This window comes from Streptomyces abyssomicinicus (assembly GCF_008974245.1).
Classification (GTDB): Bacteria; Actinomycetota; Actinomycetes; order Streptomycetales; family Streptomycetaceae; genus Streptomyces; species Streptomyces abyssomicinicus.
The window spans coordinates 1,592,883-1,608,291 of the sequence record NZ_BBZI01000005.1; the positions used below are offsets into that span (position 1 = coordinate 1,592,883).

A 15,409-nucleotide genomic window follows, 5' to 3' on the forward strand; every position below is an offset into this window, starting at 1 on the left:
GGCGGGCTTTACTCCTCCGTAACATCCCGGGAATGACCGGACAGACGACCGTCATCAACCCCCCGCGAACGCACGGCCGTGGCGAGGAACTGCGAGCGGCCCGTGCCACTCTGACGAACCGTCTGGAGGACGAGAGCGCCGTCCTCCTCCTGGCCGGCGAACCGGGACTCGGGCGCACCACCCTCCTCGAGGACGTCGCCCGCTCCTTCGACGCCGGCCCCGTCCTGCGGGTCGGCGCGGCCGCCGCCGAATCCCGCCTGCCCTACAGCGGAGTGCACGCCGTGCGCTGCGCCGCCGCCCGCACCGGCGCCGCACTGCCGCGCACCCCCCGTACCCCGGAAGGGCTGCTCGACCTGCTGAGAGCCGCCGCCGCGGGCGGCCCCCTCCTGCTCTGCGTCGACGACGCCCACCTGTGGGACGCCCCCTCCCGCGCCGCCCTCGGCTTCGCCGCCCGCCGCCTCCACGCCGCCGGCCGGGCCGGCCTGCTGATCTCCGTCACCGGCCACCGCGCCGCCGACCCCGACTTCGCGGGCCTGCCCGTCCTGCGCCTGGGCCCGCTGCCCCGGGCCGCCGCCCGGCAGTTGCTGGCCGACCTCGTCCCCGGCGGCGTCGACCCCGGCGTGCGCGAGGAACTCCTGGCCGAGGCCGACGGCAACCCCGCCCTGCTGCACGCCCTGGTCCGCCGCCTGACCAGCGAGGAACTGACCGGCGCCGCCGCCCTGCCCCGCCCCCTGGCCGACGCCGACGTCCTGGCCTCGGTGGTCGGGGAGAGCCTGAGCGGCCTGCCCGCCGGGCTCGACGACCTCCTGCTCACCGCCGCGGTGGCACACGGGACCGCGCCGCCCGACGGACGCACCGGCGTCGACGCGGACCTGGTGCTCCGCGCCGCGGCCCGCCTCGGCGGAGCCGCCCCGCCCCAGGCCCGGGCGGAACGCGCCGCCGACCTGATCGTGCTCGCCGACGGCAGGCTCCGCTTCACCGGCACCCTGGTACGCCGCGCCGTCCACGCCACCGCGAGCCCCGGCCGGCGCCGCGCCGCCCACCGGGCGCTCGCCGCCGTCCTGACCGCCGACGGCCACCGCCTGCCCGCCCTGCTCCACCTCGCGCACTCCGTGAGCGCCCCCGATCCCGCACTCGCCGGCGACCTGGCCCGCGCCGCGCTCGACCCCGCCACCGACGCCTCCCGCCTCGAGCGCGCCGCCGCCCTCTCCCGGGCCGCCGACCTCACCCCCGGACCCACCCTGCGCGCCGAACGCCGCACCGCCGCCGCCGAGCAGGCCCTGCTCGCCGGACGCCCCGCACAGGCCCGCGGCCTGCTCGCCGACGCCCAGGGCCCCGACGCCCGCGCCACCGTCCGCGGCCGCGCCGAACTCCTGCGCGGCGTCATGACGCTGGGGGACGGCCCCGTCGCCGACGCCCACGCCTCGCTGCTGTTCGCCCGCTCCCTGCTGGCGGGCGAGGCACCCGCCCTGGCACTCGCCGCCACCGTCGCCGCCGCCGACGCCGCATGGTCCGCCGGAGACCTCACGGGCTGCCTGTCGGCGCTCGCCACCGCGTCGGCCACCGCGCCCGAGCCCGGCCCCGGCCGGCCCGACCCGGTCCGCGACTACCTCACCGGGATGCGCGCCATCCTCGAGGCCCGCCTCGCCGACGCCGCCCGCCCGCTGCGGCGGGTGCTCGACCACGGCTGGACCCAGGAGGAACCCGAGGCACTGCAGCGCGCCGCGACCGCCGCCCTGCTGCTCGGCGAGGTGGACACCGCCTGCCGTGCCGGGGCCCGGGCCCTGGCCGCGGCCCGCGCCCGCGGCCACGAGGCCTTCGTGCCGCAGACCCTCGAGTACCTCGCCTACGCCGAACTGCGGGCCGGCCGCCACGCCCGGGCCCGCGCCCACGCCGAGGAGGGCCTGCGCTGCGCCCTGCACTCCCGGCGGCGCAACACCGCGGCCCACCACCGCGCGGTCCTCGCCCTCGCCGCCTCCATCGAGGGCGACGTCGACGAGGTGACCGCCCAGGCGTCCGCCGCCCTCGCCACCGCGCGCAGCCACGGCCTCGCCCAGACCGCCACCCTCGCCGAATGGGCGGCCGGACGCGCCGAACTGGGCCGCGGCCGCCCCTCCGAGGCCGCCGCCCGGCTGGGCCCGCTGGTCAGGCCGGGGCGCACCGGCGGGCACTTCGCCGTGCGGGCGCTGGTGATGCCCTGCTTCGTCGAGGCGGCCGTCCTCGCCGCCCGCCTGGACGAGGCCCGCATCGTCGTGGAGGAGTTCGCGCTCTGGGCCGACTTCGGGGCCGACCCGCAGGCCCCCGCCCAGCTCGCCCGCTGTCGTGCCCTCCTGGCCAGGCCGGACGACCCCGACGCCGCGGACACCCTCTACCGCAGGGCCCTCGACCTCCACGAGCAGTCCGGCGGCGACTTCGAACAGGCCCGCACCCAGCTGCTCTACGGGAAGTGGCTGCGCCGTCGCCGCCGCCCCCGGGAGGCCCGCGGGCGGCTCCGCGACGCCCTGCACATCTTCGAGCGCTGCGGCGCCGGCGCCTGGGCCGACCAGGCCCGCGCGGAGCTGAGGGCCAACGGCGAGGCGCCGGCCGCGCCGCAGGACGGCGCACTCGCCCGGCTGACGCCCCAGCAGCAGCGGATCGCCCGCTGCGTGGCGTCGGGCGACACCAACCGGGAGGTCGCCCAGCGCCTGTCCGTCAGCACCCGCACCGTCGACCACCACCTGCGCAACGTCTTCGCGGCCCTCGGTGTCCGCTCCCGCGTCGAACTCGCCCGCCTGGTCGGGCGGGAGCAGTAGCCCGCCCGACCGCGCGATCCCGGACATCCGTCGGTAACAAATGAGCAACTAGCTGCACACCTCTAGGGACCGACCGGACGGTATGTCATTCTTCGTGTCAGGACCAGTCAGGTGACGGCCGCACCGCGGCCCCCGGACCGCGGGGCCGCAGCACAGGGCCGCCGCACGCGTACTGCCGGGGAGAGCCGACCTCGGAGGAGGATCGCGATGTACCAAGCCGTACGGTCACGAGGAGCCCTGCGCCCCACGGCACCCGCCGTGCCGCAGCCGCGCTCACCACGCTTCCGGTCACTGACCGACGCGGAGGCGCTCCGCGTGCTGCACCGGGGCGCCCGGGCCATGCAGGACGACCTGCCCGACCTCACCGACCGGCTGGTGGCCGCCCTGCGCGAGCAGGAACCCGCCTACCGCGCGGCCATGGAGGCCGACCCGGCCGCCACCTGGCAGGAGGCCCACGGCTCACTGCGGCACAGCGTCGCCTCCCTGCTCGACCCGCGCACCGCCCGCGAGGAGGCCCGCCGCTGCTCGTGGCGGATCGGCGCCACCCGCGCCGAACACGGCTTCCCGCTCGACGCCCTGCTGCACGCCTTCCGCCTCGGCGGATCCCTCGTCTGGCAGGGACTCGTGGAGGAGACCTCCCGTCGGGCACCCGACGACGTCCGCCTCCTGGTCCATGTCGCCGCCGACGTCTGGAACTTCGTCGACGAACACTGCACCCTCGTCGCCGACGCCTACCGGCAGGTCGAACGCCGTCTCGCCTGGCGTCGCGAGAACCGGCTGCGCCTGCTCACCGCCGCCCTGCTCGACGGAACCAGCCGCATCGCCGACCTCCCCGAGGCGGCCGAGGCCCTGGGACTGCCCGAGCAGGGCCGCTACGCCGTCGTCGCGGTCAGCGCCGGGGCCGCCGCCGAGAGCGCCACGGCCCGCGCCTCGGCGGTCCCCGCCGGGATGCGGGTCCACTGGCACACCGGCGTCGACGTCGACCACGGGATCGTCCTGCTCGAGGCGGACGACGCACTGCGCCGCCTCGCCCCCGCCCCCGGCGCCCCCGAGGGCGCCCGCGTCGGCGTCGGCCTGCCCGTCGACGGCCTGGCCGCCCTCGGCGACGCCCGCCGCCACGCCGACGCCGCACTCGGCATATGTCCCGAGACCGGCGGCTCCGTCCGGCTGCACGAACAACTCCCCTCCGCCCTGCTGCTTTCCAGCCCCGAGCTGGGCCGGGCCCTCGCCGAAGAGGTACTCGGCCCGCTGCTGCGGCTGGAGCCCTCCGACCGCGACCTGCTCCTGGACACCCTGGCCGCCTGGCTGGAGTGCGGAGGGTCCGCCCAGCGGGCCGGCACCCGCCTCTACTGCCACCGCAACACCGTCCTCAACCGGCTCCGCCGCTGCGAGCAGCTCACCGGCCGTTCCCTCACCCGCCCCACCGACGTCGTCCAGGTCAGCCTGGCCCTGGCAGCACGCCGCCTGCTGCGCACCTGACCGCCGGCCGGCCCCACCAGGGCCACCGCGCACCACCGTGCCCCGGACCGCCCGACCGCGGTCCGGGGCACTGTCGTGCGCCCCGCCGGCGGCACCGCCCGGACGCCCACTGGGCACCCGCACAACCCGCCCCCGCAACCGTTGGTACACCGCCGCGAGCACGGGTTTTCCGCTGTACCGGCACCCTGCGCGCGTGCTGATCTGAGCACCACTTCCGCACGGAGCACCCGCACGGAACCTCCGCACGGAACCTCCGCACGGAACACCCGCACGGACGAACCACGATCCCCGTGCCCAGGCCCCGGTCCCGTCAGGGCCGGCCACCTCCGGCCCCAGCCCCGGCCACGGTCGCGCGGCACGCAATCAAGGAGCAGTGATGCCCCGAGCATCGGACGAGGCGTCCACCCTCAGGGTGGAGAACCTCGACGTGACCTACGGACGCGCGGTCTCCGCACTGCGCTCCGTGAGTCTGGACGTGCCGCCCGGCAGCGTCGTCACCCTGCTCGGCGCCAACGGCGCCGGCAAGACCACCCTGCTGCGCGCGGTGTCCGGCACCCTGCGCCTGCACCGGGGAGCCGTCACCGCGGGCGGCATCCGCTACGGCGACACCGCCCTCGACGGACAGGACCCGGTCGCCGCGGTGCGCGCCGGAGTCGTCCAGGTGCCGGAGGGCAGGCGGGTGTTCGCCGGTCTCACGGTGGACGAGAACCTGCGCTCCGGCGGCCTCGGCCTCGGCCGCCGCACGCCCGAGCGGATCAAGGAGGGCCGCGACCGCGTCTTCGCGCTCTTCCCCCGCCTGGCCGAGCGCACCAAGCAGCAGGCCGGCCTGCTCTCCGGCGGCGAACAGCAGATGCTGGCCATGGGACGCGCCCTGATGGCCGCCCCCAGGCTGCTCCTGCTGGACGAGCCCTCCCTCGGCCTGGCGCCGCAAATGGTCGAGCGGATCGCCGACGTGATCCGGGAGATCAACGCCCAGGGCACCTCCGTCCTCCTGGTCGAGCAGAACGCGGGCATGGCGCTCGCCCTCGCCGACCACGCCCACGTCCTGGAGGTCGGCGAGGTCCGCCTCTCCGGCCCGGCGGGCGAGCTCGCCCGCACCGACGCCGTCCGCCGCCTCTACCTCGGTGAGACCAGTGAGACCGGTGGGACCGGTGAGACCGGTGAGACCGGTGAGACCGGTGAGACCGGTGAGACCCGTGGGACCCGTGGGACCGGCGCCGCCGCCCCCGCCGGCACGGAGAGGGGCGTGGCATGAACCCCCGCACGACCGCCACCGGGCCCGCCCAGGCGCCCCAGCCCCTCGAGGTCGACGGCGTCACCGTCCGCTTCGCCGGGCTGACCGCCCTCGACGACGTGTCCTTCACCGTGGCCCCCGGCTCGGTCCACGCCGTGATCGGCCCCAACGGCGCCGGCAAGTCCACCTGCTTCAACGTCCTCTCCGGCCTCTACCGGCCGGCCTCCGGCAGCGTCCGCTACGGCGGGCAGCGCCTCACCGGCCTGGCCCCCCACAAGATCGCCGCCCTCGGCGTCGCGCGGACCTTCCAGAACATCGTCACCACCGAGGGCACCGTCGGCGACAACCTGATGCTGGGGCGGCACGCCCTCACCCGCGCCGGCTTCGTCTCCTCCGCGCTCCACCTGCCGCACGCCGTCCGCGAACAGCGCACACACCTCGCCCGGGCCCGCGAGATCGCCGAACTCGTGGGCCTGGAGCGCCACTTCGACTCACCCGTCGCCCTGCTGTCCTACGGCGACCGCAAGCGCGTCGAGATGGCCCGCGCCCTGTGCCTGGAGCCCCGCGTCCTCCTGCTGGACGAGCCCGTCGCCGGGATGAACACCACCGAACGGGCCGCGGCCGTCGAGGTCGTCCGCACCGTGCGCGAACGGCTCGGCCTCTCCATCGTGCTGGTGGAGCACGACATGGGGCTGGTCATGCGGCTGGCCGACGAGGTCACCGTCCTCGACTTCGGCCGGCGCATCGCCCACGGCACCCCCGACGAGGTCCGCCGGGACCCCGAGGTGCTGCGCGCCTACCTGGGGACCGGCGCCGACAGCACCGGAGCCGCCGACAACAGCGGAGCCGCCGACACCACCGGAGCCGCCGACAGCACCCGGGCCGGGAACACCGGCGCCGAGCCCTCCGGCGCCAAGAACAGCGGCCCCGAGGGCGACGGCCCCGGAACGCCTGGAAAGGAAGCGGCATGACAGGCCTGCTCGACACCCTCCTCGCGGGCCTCGCCCTCGGAGCGGTCTACGCGCTGGTGGCGCTCGGCTTCGTGATCATCTTCAAGGCGTCGCACGTCATGAACTTCGCCCACGGCTCCATGCTGCTCCTCGGCGGCTACCTCACCGCTGTGCTCCACGAGCACCTGGGCTTCGCCGCGGCCCTGGCGGTGGGCGTCCTCGCCACCGCCGCGCTGGCCGGCGCCGTCGACCGGGTCCTGCTGCAGCGGCTGCCCCAGGACCCCAAGGCGGCCCACGTCGCCACCATCGTCACCATCGGCATCGACATCCTGCTCGTCACCGACCTGGCCCGCCGGATCGGCGGCGACCTGCTGTCGCTCGGCGACCCGTGGGGCGACAAGGTCCGCACCCTCGGACCGGTGACCGTGCCCGACAGCCGGCTGGCCGCCGTCGCCGTCTCCGCGCTCGTCATCGGCGCCGTCTTCGCCCTCTTCCGGTACAGCCGCTGGGGCCTGTCGCTGCGCTGTGCGGCCGAGGACACCGAGGCCGCCGCCCTCCAGGGCGTCCGGCTGGGCCGGACCCGCATGCTCGCCTGGTGCCTGGCCGGCGCCCTCGCCGCCCTGGCGGCGGTGTTCCTCGCCGCCTTCCCGGCCACCGGCCTGGAGCGCACCACCGGCCAGATCGCCCTCAAGGCTTTCCCCGCCGCCATCCTCGGCGGCCTCGCCTCACCCGTCGGCGCCCTCGCCGGCAGCCTGGTGATCGGCCTGACCGAGGCCTTCGTCATCACCTACCAGAGCGACCTGCACGTCCTCGGCGACGGGCTGAGCGACGTCGCCCCCTACGTGGTGATGATCCTGGTGCTGCTGGTGCGGCCCAACGGACTCTTCGGCGCGAAGGGAGCGGTCCGTGTCTGACGCCGCCAAGCCCCTGCTGCGCCTGACCGGGCTGCTGCTCCCGCTGCTGGTCCTGTGCGCCCTGCCGTTCTACCTGGAGTCCTACTGGCTGCGGATCGGCCTGTTCTCCATGGCCGCGGCCATCGGCGCCGTCGGGCTGAGCCTGCTGTCCGGCACCGCCGGCCAGCTCTCCATGGGTCACGCCTTCTTCCTGGCCGTCGGCGCCTACGGCTACGTCTGGTTCTCCGGCGACCCCGGCCTGGGCCTCCCGCCGGTCGTCGCCATGGTGCTGGCCGTCCTGCTCGCCGGTGCCGCGGGCGGCGTCTTCAGCCCGGTCGCCGGCCGGGTGAAGGGCATGTACCTGGGCATCGCCACCCTGGCGCTGGTCTTCGTCGGCCACCACCTGATGCTCACCATGGACGGCGTCACCGGCGGCTTCAACGGCCGTTCGGTGGAGCCGATGGAGATCGGCGGCCTCGTCCTCGACTCCGGACACGACGACCTCGCGGTGCTGGGCGTGCCGTTCGGCGCCGAGGAGCGCCTGTGGTACTTCGGCCTGGCGCTGCTGGCCTTCACCTGGTTCACCGCCCGCGGCCTGCTGCGCGGACGCCCCGGCCGGGCCCTGGTCGCGCTGCGCGACAGCGAGACCGCCGCGTCCGTGATGGGCGTCCCGGTGGCCCGCTACCGGTCCTCGGCCTTCGTGGTCTCCTCGATGTACGCCGGTCTGGCCGGGGTGCTGATCGCGCTGTCCTTCCGCCGGGTGGTGCCCGACTACTTCGGGCTGGTCCTCTCCATCGACTACCTGGCCATGATCGTCATCGGCGGGCTGGGCTCGGTGGGCGGCGCGGTCGCCGGAGCCTTCTTCGTGACCGCCCTGCCGCTGGTGATGGCCAAGTACGCCGACCAGCTCCCGCTGGTCGCCGCCCCCGGTTCCGCGGACGGCTCGCTCGGCCCGACCGAGGCCTCGCGCTACCTGTACGGCGCCGCGATCGTCGTGATCCTGCTGTGGGCCCCCGACGGCCTGCACGGACTCGTCCGGCGGCTGCGGCTGCGGCTGCGGCGCGAGCCGTCCCCGCCACCCCCCGAACCCGGGCTCGCCGAGCCCGTGAATCCCGCACCGACCACCCTCCCCGCCGTTCCAGTCAAGGAGCACACCCCGTGAACGCAACGCCCCGTGCGCACCGTCGCGCCACCCGCATCACCGTCGCCGCGGCCCTGTCGGCGCTGCTCGTCGCGGGCTGCAGCAGCAAGGCCGAGGACCCCAAGGGGGAGGAGGGCGCCGGCGGCGTCAAGGGCGGCCCGGGTGTCACCGACACCACCATCAGGATCGGATCGCTGACCGACCTGACCGGCCCCTACGCCACGCTCGGCGAGTCCATCACCAACGCCCAGAAGATGTGGGCCGACGAGGTGAACGCCCAGGGCGGCATCTGCGACCGCAAGATCGAGATCACCGTCAAGGACCACGGTTACGACGTGCAGAAGGCCGTCGCCGCCTACTCCGAGGTGGCGCCCGACTCCGTCGCCCTCTCCCAGGTCATCGGCTCCCCGGTGGTCGCCGCACTGGTCGACGACATCGGGAAGGACCAGATCCTCACCTACCCGCAGGCATGGTCCGCCTCGCTGCTGGGCATCGACCCCGTCCAGGTCACCGGCACCACCTACGACGTCGACATGATCGCCGGCGTCGACTTCCTGACCAGCGCCAAGGGGATCGAGAAGGGCGACACGATCGGCCACGTCTACTTCGAGGGCGACTACGGCGCCAACGCCCTGGAGGGCTCGAAGTGGGCCGCGGAGAAGGCCGGCCTGGAGATCGTCGAGCAGAAGATCAAGCCCACCGACCAGGACCTGTCCGCCCAGGTGGCCGCCCTGCAGAAGGCCGGGGTCAAGGCGATCCTGATCAGTGCCGGTCCGGTGCAGACCGCCTCCCTGGTCGGTGTCGCGGCCTCCCGCGGCCTCCAGGTGCCGGTCGTCTCCAACATCCCGGGCTACTCGCCGCAGCTGATGGCCTCCGAGGCCGCCCCGGCCCTCGAGGGCATGCTGCACATGATCAGCGCCGCCCCCGCGGTCAACGCGGAGATCCCGGGTGTGAAGGACATGGTGGCCAAGTATCAGAAGGCCTACCCGAAGGCCCCGGTCGACACCGGTGTGCTCTCCGGCTACAACACCGCCCTGCTCCTCGGCCTCGCCCTGGAGAAGGCCTGCGACAACGGCAGCCTGGCCCGTGAGGACGTCGTCAAGGCCCACCGTCAGCTCGCCGACGCCGACACCGGTCTCGGCACCCCGCAGGACTTCAGCGACGTCGAGCGCCCGGCCTCGGTCGAGAACTACGTGCTCAAGCCGTCCAAGGACGCGCTGGGCGGCGCCGAGATCGTCGAGGAGGCCGCCGTCGCCCCCGGCGTCGAGGAGTACCTGAAGGAGAAGGGCCGCTCCTGACACACCCGGTCCGCCGGCGGCCGGCGGCACGGCGGGCGGCCCGCGCCACACCGGCGCGGGCCGCCGCGCGCCGCCGGGGCGTCCTCAGTCAGCCGGCGGCCTGGCCGCTGTCGCGGAAGGAGCCCCAGCCGTGCCAGCGGTCGATCTCGATCCAGGCGCTGATCCGGCCTCGTCCCCGCTCGGAGTACGGCTTGCCGAGGTACTGGCGCGAGAGGCGGTCGATGCCGGACAGGTCGGTGTCGTCGCGCATCTCGGCGATCCGCCCGATGAGGGTGATGTGGGAGTACCAGTTGGTCTCGTCCAGGACGGTGAGGGTCACCCGCGGATCGTTGCGGATGTGCTCGAGCCGCTTGCGGCCCTCGTCCATGTTGACCAGCACCCGGCCGTCGTCCCAGACGTACCAGGTGGCGGCGGAGACCGGCTGGCCGTCCGCCCGGACGGTGGTGATCACCGCGGGGTTGGGCTTCTCCAGCATGGTGATCGCTGCTTCGGGAAGCGGCGGTTTCGACATCGTCTCTCCTCCTCGTCGCACGAGCGGGGCCGTGCGGGATCCTTCGACGGGGCGTCGCCCGGTCACGCTGCCACATCGGGCCGCCGGGGTCCCGCACCACCTGCCCCGAGTCCGCGGGGACACGCCGAAGGGCCCCCGGCCGGAGCCGGGAGCCCTTCGTCACGTCGCCGGGGCGGCCGCTCAGGCGCCGCTGGCCCGCAGCATGTCCTCGCGCTCCACGATCTTCACGCGCTCGCGGCCCTGCGGCTCGCCCAGCGCCTTCTCCGCGGAGTCCAGCCGGTACCAGCCGTCCCAGGTGGTGTACCGCACCTGGCGCTCGGCCAGGAACGCCTCCACGGCCTCGGGAGCGGGGGAGGACGGCGTGTGCAGCCGGCCGTTGGCGTGGTCGTCGAGCAGGTTCGACACCGTCTCGTTGGCGTCGCCCTTGGTGTGGCCGATCAGACCGATCGGACCGCGGCGGATCCAGCCCGTGACATAGGTGGACTGCAGGTGCTCGCCGTTCTCGATCACCCGGCCGCCCTCGTCCGGGACGGTGCCGGTGGCCTCGTCCCAGGGGAGCTTGGGCAGCGCGTCCGACAGGTAGCCGACGGCGCGGTAGACGGCGCCGAGGTCCCAGTCCTTGAACTCGCCCGTGCCCTTGACGTTGCCGGTGCCGTCCAGCGCGGTGCGCTCGGTGCGCAGCCCCACGACCTTCCCGTCCTCGCCGAGGATCTCCACCGGTGACTCGAAGAAGTGCAGGAACAGCTTGTGCGGGCGGTCGCCGACGTCGCGGATCGCCCAGTTCTCCAGCGTCTTGGCGACCATGTCCGCCTGCTTGTTGCCGCGGCGGGTGGCGATCGAGCCCTCGTCGTAGTCGATGTCCTCGGGGTCGACGATGACCTCGATGCTGGGGGAGTGGTCCAGCTCCCGCAGCTCCATCGGGCTGAACTTCGCCTGCGCCGGGCCGCGGCGGCCGAAGACGTGGATCTCCTTGGCCTGGTTGAGCTTCAGGCCGTCGTAGACGTTGGCCGGGATCTCGGTGGGCAGCAACTCGTCGGCGGTCTTCGCCAGGACGCGCGCCACGTCGAGGGCCACGTTGCCGACGCCGAGCACGGCGACCTTGTCGGCGGTCAGCGGCCAGGTGCGCGGGACGTCGGGGTGGCCGTCGTACCAGGAGACGAAGTCGGCGGCGCCGTAGGAGCCGTCGAGGTCGACGCCCGGGACCGGCAGCGCCCGGTCGGCGGTGGCGCCGGTGGAGAAGACGACCGCGTCGTAGAAGGCTCGCAGGTCGTCCAGCGTGATGTCGTTGGGGTAGTCGACATTGCCGAAGAGGCGTATCTGGGGCTTGTCGAGGACCTGGTGCAGCGCGGTGATGATGCCCTTGATGCGCGGGTGGTCGGGCGCGACGCCGTAACGGATGAGGCCGAACGGGGCGGGCATCCGCTCGAAGAGGTCGACGGACACGCCGGGTTCGGCGGCCACCTCGGACTTGAGCAGCGCGTCGGCGGCGTAGATGCCGGCGGGACCGGCCCCGACGATGGCTACCCGCAGGGGGCGGGACATGTGCGATTTCCCTTCGAGCGGTGAACTGACTCGTGGGAAAGCCTAAGCTAAGGCAAGCCTTACCTTGAATGCGGGTCCGCTTTATGGACCCATAAGCTCGGCTTATGCGGGCGTCCGTCGCGCAGGGGGTCGCTTGATCATCGTACCGCCACCCCCCGGACGTCCTCCCGGGGTGCCGTGCCGGCCGTCGGCAAATGGCTGCATAGGGAAATCATTCTGGTGATTTCATGTTTTGTTCCGTCGCTCCGTGTCACCAGATCAGGTGAGGTCCTGCCGCCTCCGGCGGCCCGCGACAGGCGAGAGCGAAGGAATCCACCAGGCATGAGCGAGAGCAATCCCCTCAAGAGGGCTGCCCAGAAGATCACCGGCGAACCCGCCGCGACGGGCCCTCAGGACGGCGTGCCCGGCAAGCCCGGCCCCGAGTCGCCCTCGGTCGCCGAACCGACCGAGCCCAGGGAGCCGCTGCCCCCCAAGCCCGACCAGCGCGGCCCCGCCACCGTCTCGCCCACCGGGCAGACCACGGGCGTCGACCAGGCGAAGGTCGCCCAGGGCGGCGCCTACCTGACCACCGCGCAGGGCGTACGGCTGTACGACACCGACCACTCGCTCAAGGCGGGCCCGCGCGGCCCGGTCCTCCTCCAGGACCACCACCTGCGCGAGAAGATCATGCAGTTCGACCACGAGCGCATCCCCGAGCGCGTGGTCCACGCCCGCGGCGCCGGTGTCCACGGGGTCTTCCAGTCCTACGGCACCGCCGCCTCCGTCACCAAGGCGGCCTTCCTCGCCAAGGACATCGAGACCGAGGTCTTCGTCCGGTTCTCCACCGTCCTCGGCTCCCGCGGCTCCTCCGACACGGTGCGCGACACCCGCGGATTCGCGACGAAGTTCTACACCACCGAGGGCGTCTTCGACCTGGTCGGCAACAACATCCCGGTCTTCTTCATCCAGGACGCCATCAAGTTCCCGGACGTCATCCACGCGGGCAAGCCCCACCCGGACCGCGAGATCCCCCAGGCCCAGAGCGCCCACGACACCTTCTGGGACTTCGTCAGCCTGCACACCGAGGCCACCCACCACACGCTGTGGAACATGTCCGACCGGGGCATCCCGCGCTCCTACCGGATGATGGAGGGCTTCGGCGTCCACACCTTCCGGCTGGTCAACGCGGCGGGCGAGACCACCCTGGTCAAGTTCCACTGGAAGCCCAAGCTGGGTGTGCACTCCCTGGTGTGGGAGGAGGCCCAGATCGTCAACGGGGTGGACCCCGACTACCACCGCCGCGACCTCTTCGACGCCATCGAATCGGGCGCCCACCCGCAGTGGGAGCTGGGCATCCAGACCTTCCCCGACACCCCCGACCAGATCTTCGAGGGCATCGACCTGCTCGACCCGACCAACATCGTCCCCGAGGAGCTCGCCCCGGTCCAGCCGATCGGCCTGCTCACCCTCAACCGCAACACCTCCAACTTCTTCGCGGAGACGGAACAGGTCGCCTTCCACGTCGGCCACCTGGTCCCGGGCATCGACGTCACCGACGACCCGCTGCTCCAGGGCCGCCTCTTCTCCTACCTGGACACCCAGCTCACGCGTCTCGGCGGCCCCAACTTCAACCAGCTGCCGATCAACCGGACCCACGCCCCGGTCAACGACATGCAGCGCGACGGCTACCACCAGACCGCCGTCCACCGCGGCGTGGCCCCCTACCGGCCGAACTCCCTCGACGGCGGCTGCCCGTTCACCGCGGGCGCCGACACGGGCGCCTTCGTCGACGTGCCGGTGCAGCTGCCGGAGTCGGTGAAGGTCCGCGCCCAGTCCGAGACCTTCGACGACCACTTCAGCCAGCCGCGGCGCTTCTGGCTCTCCATGAGCCCCATCGAGCGCGAACACATCATCGCCGCCTACACCTTCGAACTCGGCAAGTGCTACGAGCAGGCGATCAAGGAGCGCAACCTCCAGGTCCTCGCCAACATCGACCCGGTGCTGTGCTCCAAGGTCGCCGAGGGCCTCGGCCTGCCGGCGCCCGAGCCGACCGTGCCGCTCGCCGACGTACGGCCCAGCCCGGCGCTCTCCCAGGTCGGCGAGGTGTGGCCCGCCGACGGCCGCATGATCGGCATCGTCGCCGCGCCCGACGCCGACCTCGACGGCGTCGCCGCCGTGCGGGAGGCCGTGCTCGGCGCGGGCATGGTGCCGCTGGTCGTCGCCCCGACCGGCGGCCCCCTCGGCAGCGGCGGGCTCAAGCCCCAGCGCACCTTCGTCACCGCGCGCTCCACCGAGTTCGACGCCGTGATGGTCGTCGGTGCGCCCGCCGTCGGCAACGACGCCTTCGGCGCCCGGGACGCCAAGGCCACCCCGTCCGCGGGACAGGCAGGCCCCATCGACCCCCGTGTGGCGCTGCTCCTCGCCGAGGCCTTCCGGCACGGCAAGGCGATCGGGGCCTGGGGCGGCGGCGACGCCGCACTGGCCGCCGCCGGCGTCCCGGCCGACGCGCCCGGGGTCGTCGTCGGCGCGAACGGCCCGGCCACCCTGGAGAAGCTCAGCCGTCTGATGGGCAGCCACCGGGTCTGGGAGCGGTTCCCGACCACCGTCTGACCCGCGCGGCGCCCGACGGCGGCGGCCCCGCGGGCAGCGGGGCCGCCGCCGCTCGTGCCCGGCCTCCCGCCGCGGCCAGGGGCCGGTATGCCGGCCGTCGGCCGAAACCAGGACGAATGGGAGGCCCCAGCCGGGGCACGAGCCCAGCATCACCGGACGATCACCCGAGGAGGCACCACCACCATGGCCACCGTCCCCACCCCGAAGTACACCGTCCCCGGCCTGAGGACCGAGGACGCCCGCAAGCTGATCGACCTGCTCCGCCTGCGGCTGCACGCCCTCAACGACCTCCACCTGACGCTCAAGCACGTCCACTGGAACGTCGTCGGGCCGCACTTCATCGCCGTCCACGAGATGCTCGACCCGCAGGTCGACCGGGTCCGCGACATGGCCGACGACGTCGCCGAGCGCCTCGCCGCCCTCGGCGGCGTCGCCCAGGGCACCCCGGGTTCCCTGGTCAAGGAGCGCACCTGGGACGACTACTCCATCGGCCGCGCCGACGCCATCGCCCACCTCGGGGCCCTCGACGTCGTCTACACCGGCGTCCTCGAAGCCGTGCGCGATGCCGTCAAGGTCGCCGGCGAGATCGATCCGGCCACCGAGGACCTGCTGATCGAGCAGCTGCGCGACCTCGAGCAGTTCCAGTGGTTCGTCCGCGCCCACCTGGAGAGCGCGGGCGGCACCCTGGCCACCGCCGAGGCCACCACCGAGAAGGACGGCGCCTCCGCCGGCGGCGACGTGTCCTGACGGCCGCCCGCGGCGGCCACCGGCCCGGGCGGACGCCCGCCGCTCAGCGGCGCGGCGCCCGCAGCCGGGTCAGCAGCCGCCGCGCGTGCGCCCGGTTGCGGGGATCCGCCGCCGCCCGGCGCGCCTGGTCGATGGTCCGCCGGCCCTGCGGGGTGGCGGACCACGCCTTCATCCGGCGCAGCAACGTCGTCAACGCGTTCACACGTCCTCCTGGTGCATTCGGTCCTCCTGGC

General features: G+C 74.0%; 12 protein-coding genes. 9 read left to right on the forward strand and 3 right to left on the reverse strand.

Annotation, left to right across the window (positions count from 1 at the left end; genetic code table 11):
* Positions 1–32 precede the first annotated feature (32 nt).
* From GBN72_RS06735 to GBN72_RS06765, 7 genes are all read left to right on the forward strand, one after another.
* Positions 33–2,792: a helix-turn-helix domain-containing protein gene (locus GBN72_RS06735; RefSeq protein WP_151770647.1), complete on the forward strand. Its 2,760-nt coding sequence runs from the start codon at positions 33–35 to the stop codon at positions 2,790–2,792.
* Positions 2,793–2,999: 207 nt separating this feature from the next.
* Positions 3,000–4,271: a PucR family transcriptional regulator gene (locus GBN72_RS06740; RefSeq protein ID WP_151770648.1), complete on the forward strand. Its 1,272-nt coding sequence runs from the start codon at positions 3,000–3,002 to the stop codon at positions 4,269–4,271.
* Positions 4,272–4,647: 376 nt separating this feature from the next.
* Positions 4,648–5,526, forward strand: a complete 879-nt coding sequence (locus GBN72_RS06745; protein ID WP_151770649.1) for an ABC transporter ATP-binding protein — start codon at positions 4,648–4,650, stop codon at positions 5,524–5,526.
* Positions 5,523–6,476, forward strand: coding sequence for an ABC transporter ATP-binding protein (locus GBN72_RS06750; protein ID WP_151770650.1), 954 nt, complete (start codon positions 5,523–5,525; stop codon positions 6,474–6,476). The genes GBN72_RS06745 and GBN72_RS06750 overlap by 4 nt, the downstream gene beginning before the upstream one ends.
* On the forward strand, positions 6,473–7,369 hold the full coding sequence (locus GBN72_RS06755) for a branched-chain amino acid ABC transporter permease (protein WP_151770651.1): 897 nt from the start codon (positions 6,473–6,475) through the stop codon (positions 7,367–7,369). The genes GBN72_RS06750 and GBN72_RS06755 overlap by 4 nt, the downstream gene beginning before the upstream one ends.
* Positions 7,362–8,510 carry a branched-chain amino acid ABC transporter permease gene (locus GBN72_RS06760; protein WP_151770652.1) on the forward strand — a complete coding sequence of 383 codons (1,149 nt, stop codon included), beginning with the start codon at positions 7,362–7,364 and terminating at the stop codon, positions 8,508–8,510. The genes GBN72_RS06755 and GBN72_RS06760 overlap by 8 nt, the downstream gene beginning before the upstream one ends.
* On the forward strand, positions 8,507–9,787 hold the full coding sequence (locus GBN72_RS06765; protein WP_151770653.1) for an ABC transporter substrate-binding protein: 1,281 nt from the start codon (positions 8,507–8,509) through the stop codon (positions 9,785–9,787). Before GBN72_RS06760 ends, GBN72_RS06765 begins: the two co-directional genes overlap by 4 nt.
* Before the next feature lie 88 nt (positions 9,788–9,875).
* On the opposite strand, the gene GBN72_RS06770 is transcribed toward GBN72_RS06765, so the two are convergent.
* Positions 9,876–10,298: a PPOX class F420-dependent oxidoreductase gene (locus tag GBN72_RS06770; RefSeq protein ID WP_151770654.1), complete on the reverse strand. Its 423-nt coding sequence runs from the start codon at positions 10,296–10,298 to the stop codon at positions 9,876–9,878.
* 180 nt (positions 10,299–10,478) lie between these two features.
* Positions 10,479–11,840: an FAD-dependent oxidoreductase gene (locus GBN72_RS06775; RefSeq protein WP_151770655.1), complete on the reverse strand. Its 1,362-nt coding sequence runs from the start codon at positions 11,838–11,840 to the stop codon at positions 10,479–10,481.
* 321 nt (positions 11,841–12,161) lie between these two features.
* On the opposite strand from GBN72_RS06775, the gene GBN72_RS06780 reads away from it, so the two are divergent.
* Positions 12,162–14,429 (forward strand): catalase, encoded by a 2,268-nt coding sequence (locus tag GBN72_RS06780; RefSeq protein WP_151770656.1) that lies wholly within the window; start codon positions 12,162–12,164, stop codon positions 14,427–14,429.
* A 183-nt stretch (positions 14,430–14,612) separates the two neighbouring features.
* Positions 14,613–15,176 carry a Dps family protein gene (locus GBN72_RS06785; protein WP_151770657.1) on the forward strand — a complete coding sequence of 188 codons (564 nt, stop codon included), beginning with the start codon at positions 14,613–14,615 and terminating at the stop codon, positions 15,174–15,176.
* 43 nt (positions 15,177–15,219) lie between these two features.
* Here GBN72_RS06785 and GBN72_RS34000 read toward each other — a convergent pair whose 3' ends face one another.
* Positions 15,220–15,378 (reverse strand): hypothetical protein, encoded by a 159-nt coding sequence (locus GBN72_RS34000; RefSeq protein ID WP_164540292.1) that lies wholly within the window; start codon positions 15,376–15,378, stop codon positions 15,220–15,222.
* Positions 15,379–15,409 lie beyond the last annotated feature (31 nt).

Bases quoted from the DNA above. Each gene is read 5' to 3' on its own strand.
- GBN72_RS06775 (WP_151770655.1), bottom strand. From the start codon at position 11,840: ATGTCCCGCCCCCTGCGGGTAGCCATCGTCGGGGCCGGTCCCGCCGGC.
- GBN72_RS06755 (WP_151770651.1), top strand. From the start codon at position 6,473: ATGACAGGCCTGCTCGACACCCTCCTCGCGGGCCTCGCCCTCGGAGCG.
- GBN72_RS06740 (WP_151770648.1), top strand. From the start codon at position 3,000: ATGTACCAAGCCGTACGGTCACGAGGAGCCCTGCGCCCCACGGCACCC.
- GBN72_RS06770 (WP_151770654.1), bottom strand. From the start codon at position 10,298: ATGTCGAAACCGCCGCTTCCCGAAGCAGCGATCACCATGCTGGAGAAG.
- GBN72_RS06780 (WP_151770656.1), top strand. From the start codon at position 12,162: ATGAGCGAGAGCAATCCCCTCAAGAGGGCTGCCCAGAAGATCACCGGC.
- GBN72_RS06750 (WP_151770650.1), top strand. From the start codon at position 5,523: ATGAACCCCCGCACGACCGCCACCGGGCCCGCCCAGGCGCCCCAGCCC.
- GBN72_RS06785 (WP_151770657.1), top strand. From the start codon at position 14,613: ATGGCCACCGTCCCCACCCCGAAGTACACCGTCCCCGGCCTGAGGACC.
- GBN72_RS06735 (WP_151770647.1), top strand. From the start codon at position 33: ATGACCGGACAGACGACCGTCATCAACCCCCCGCGAACGCACGGCCGT.
- GBN72_RS06745 (WP_151770649.1), top strand. From the start codon at position 4,648: ATGCCCCGAGCATCGGACGAGGCGTCCACCCTCAGGGTGGAGAACCTC.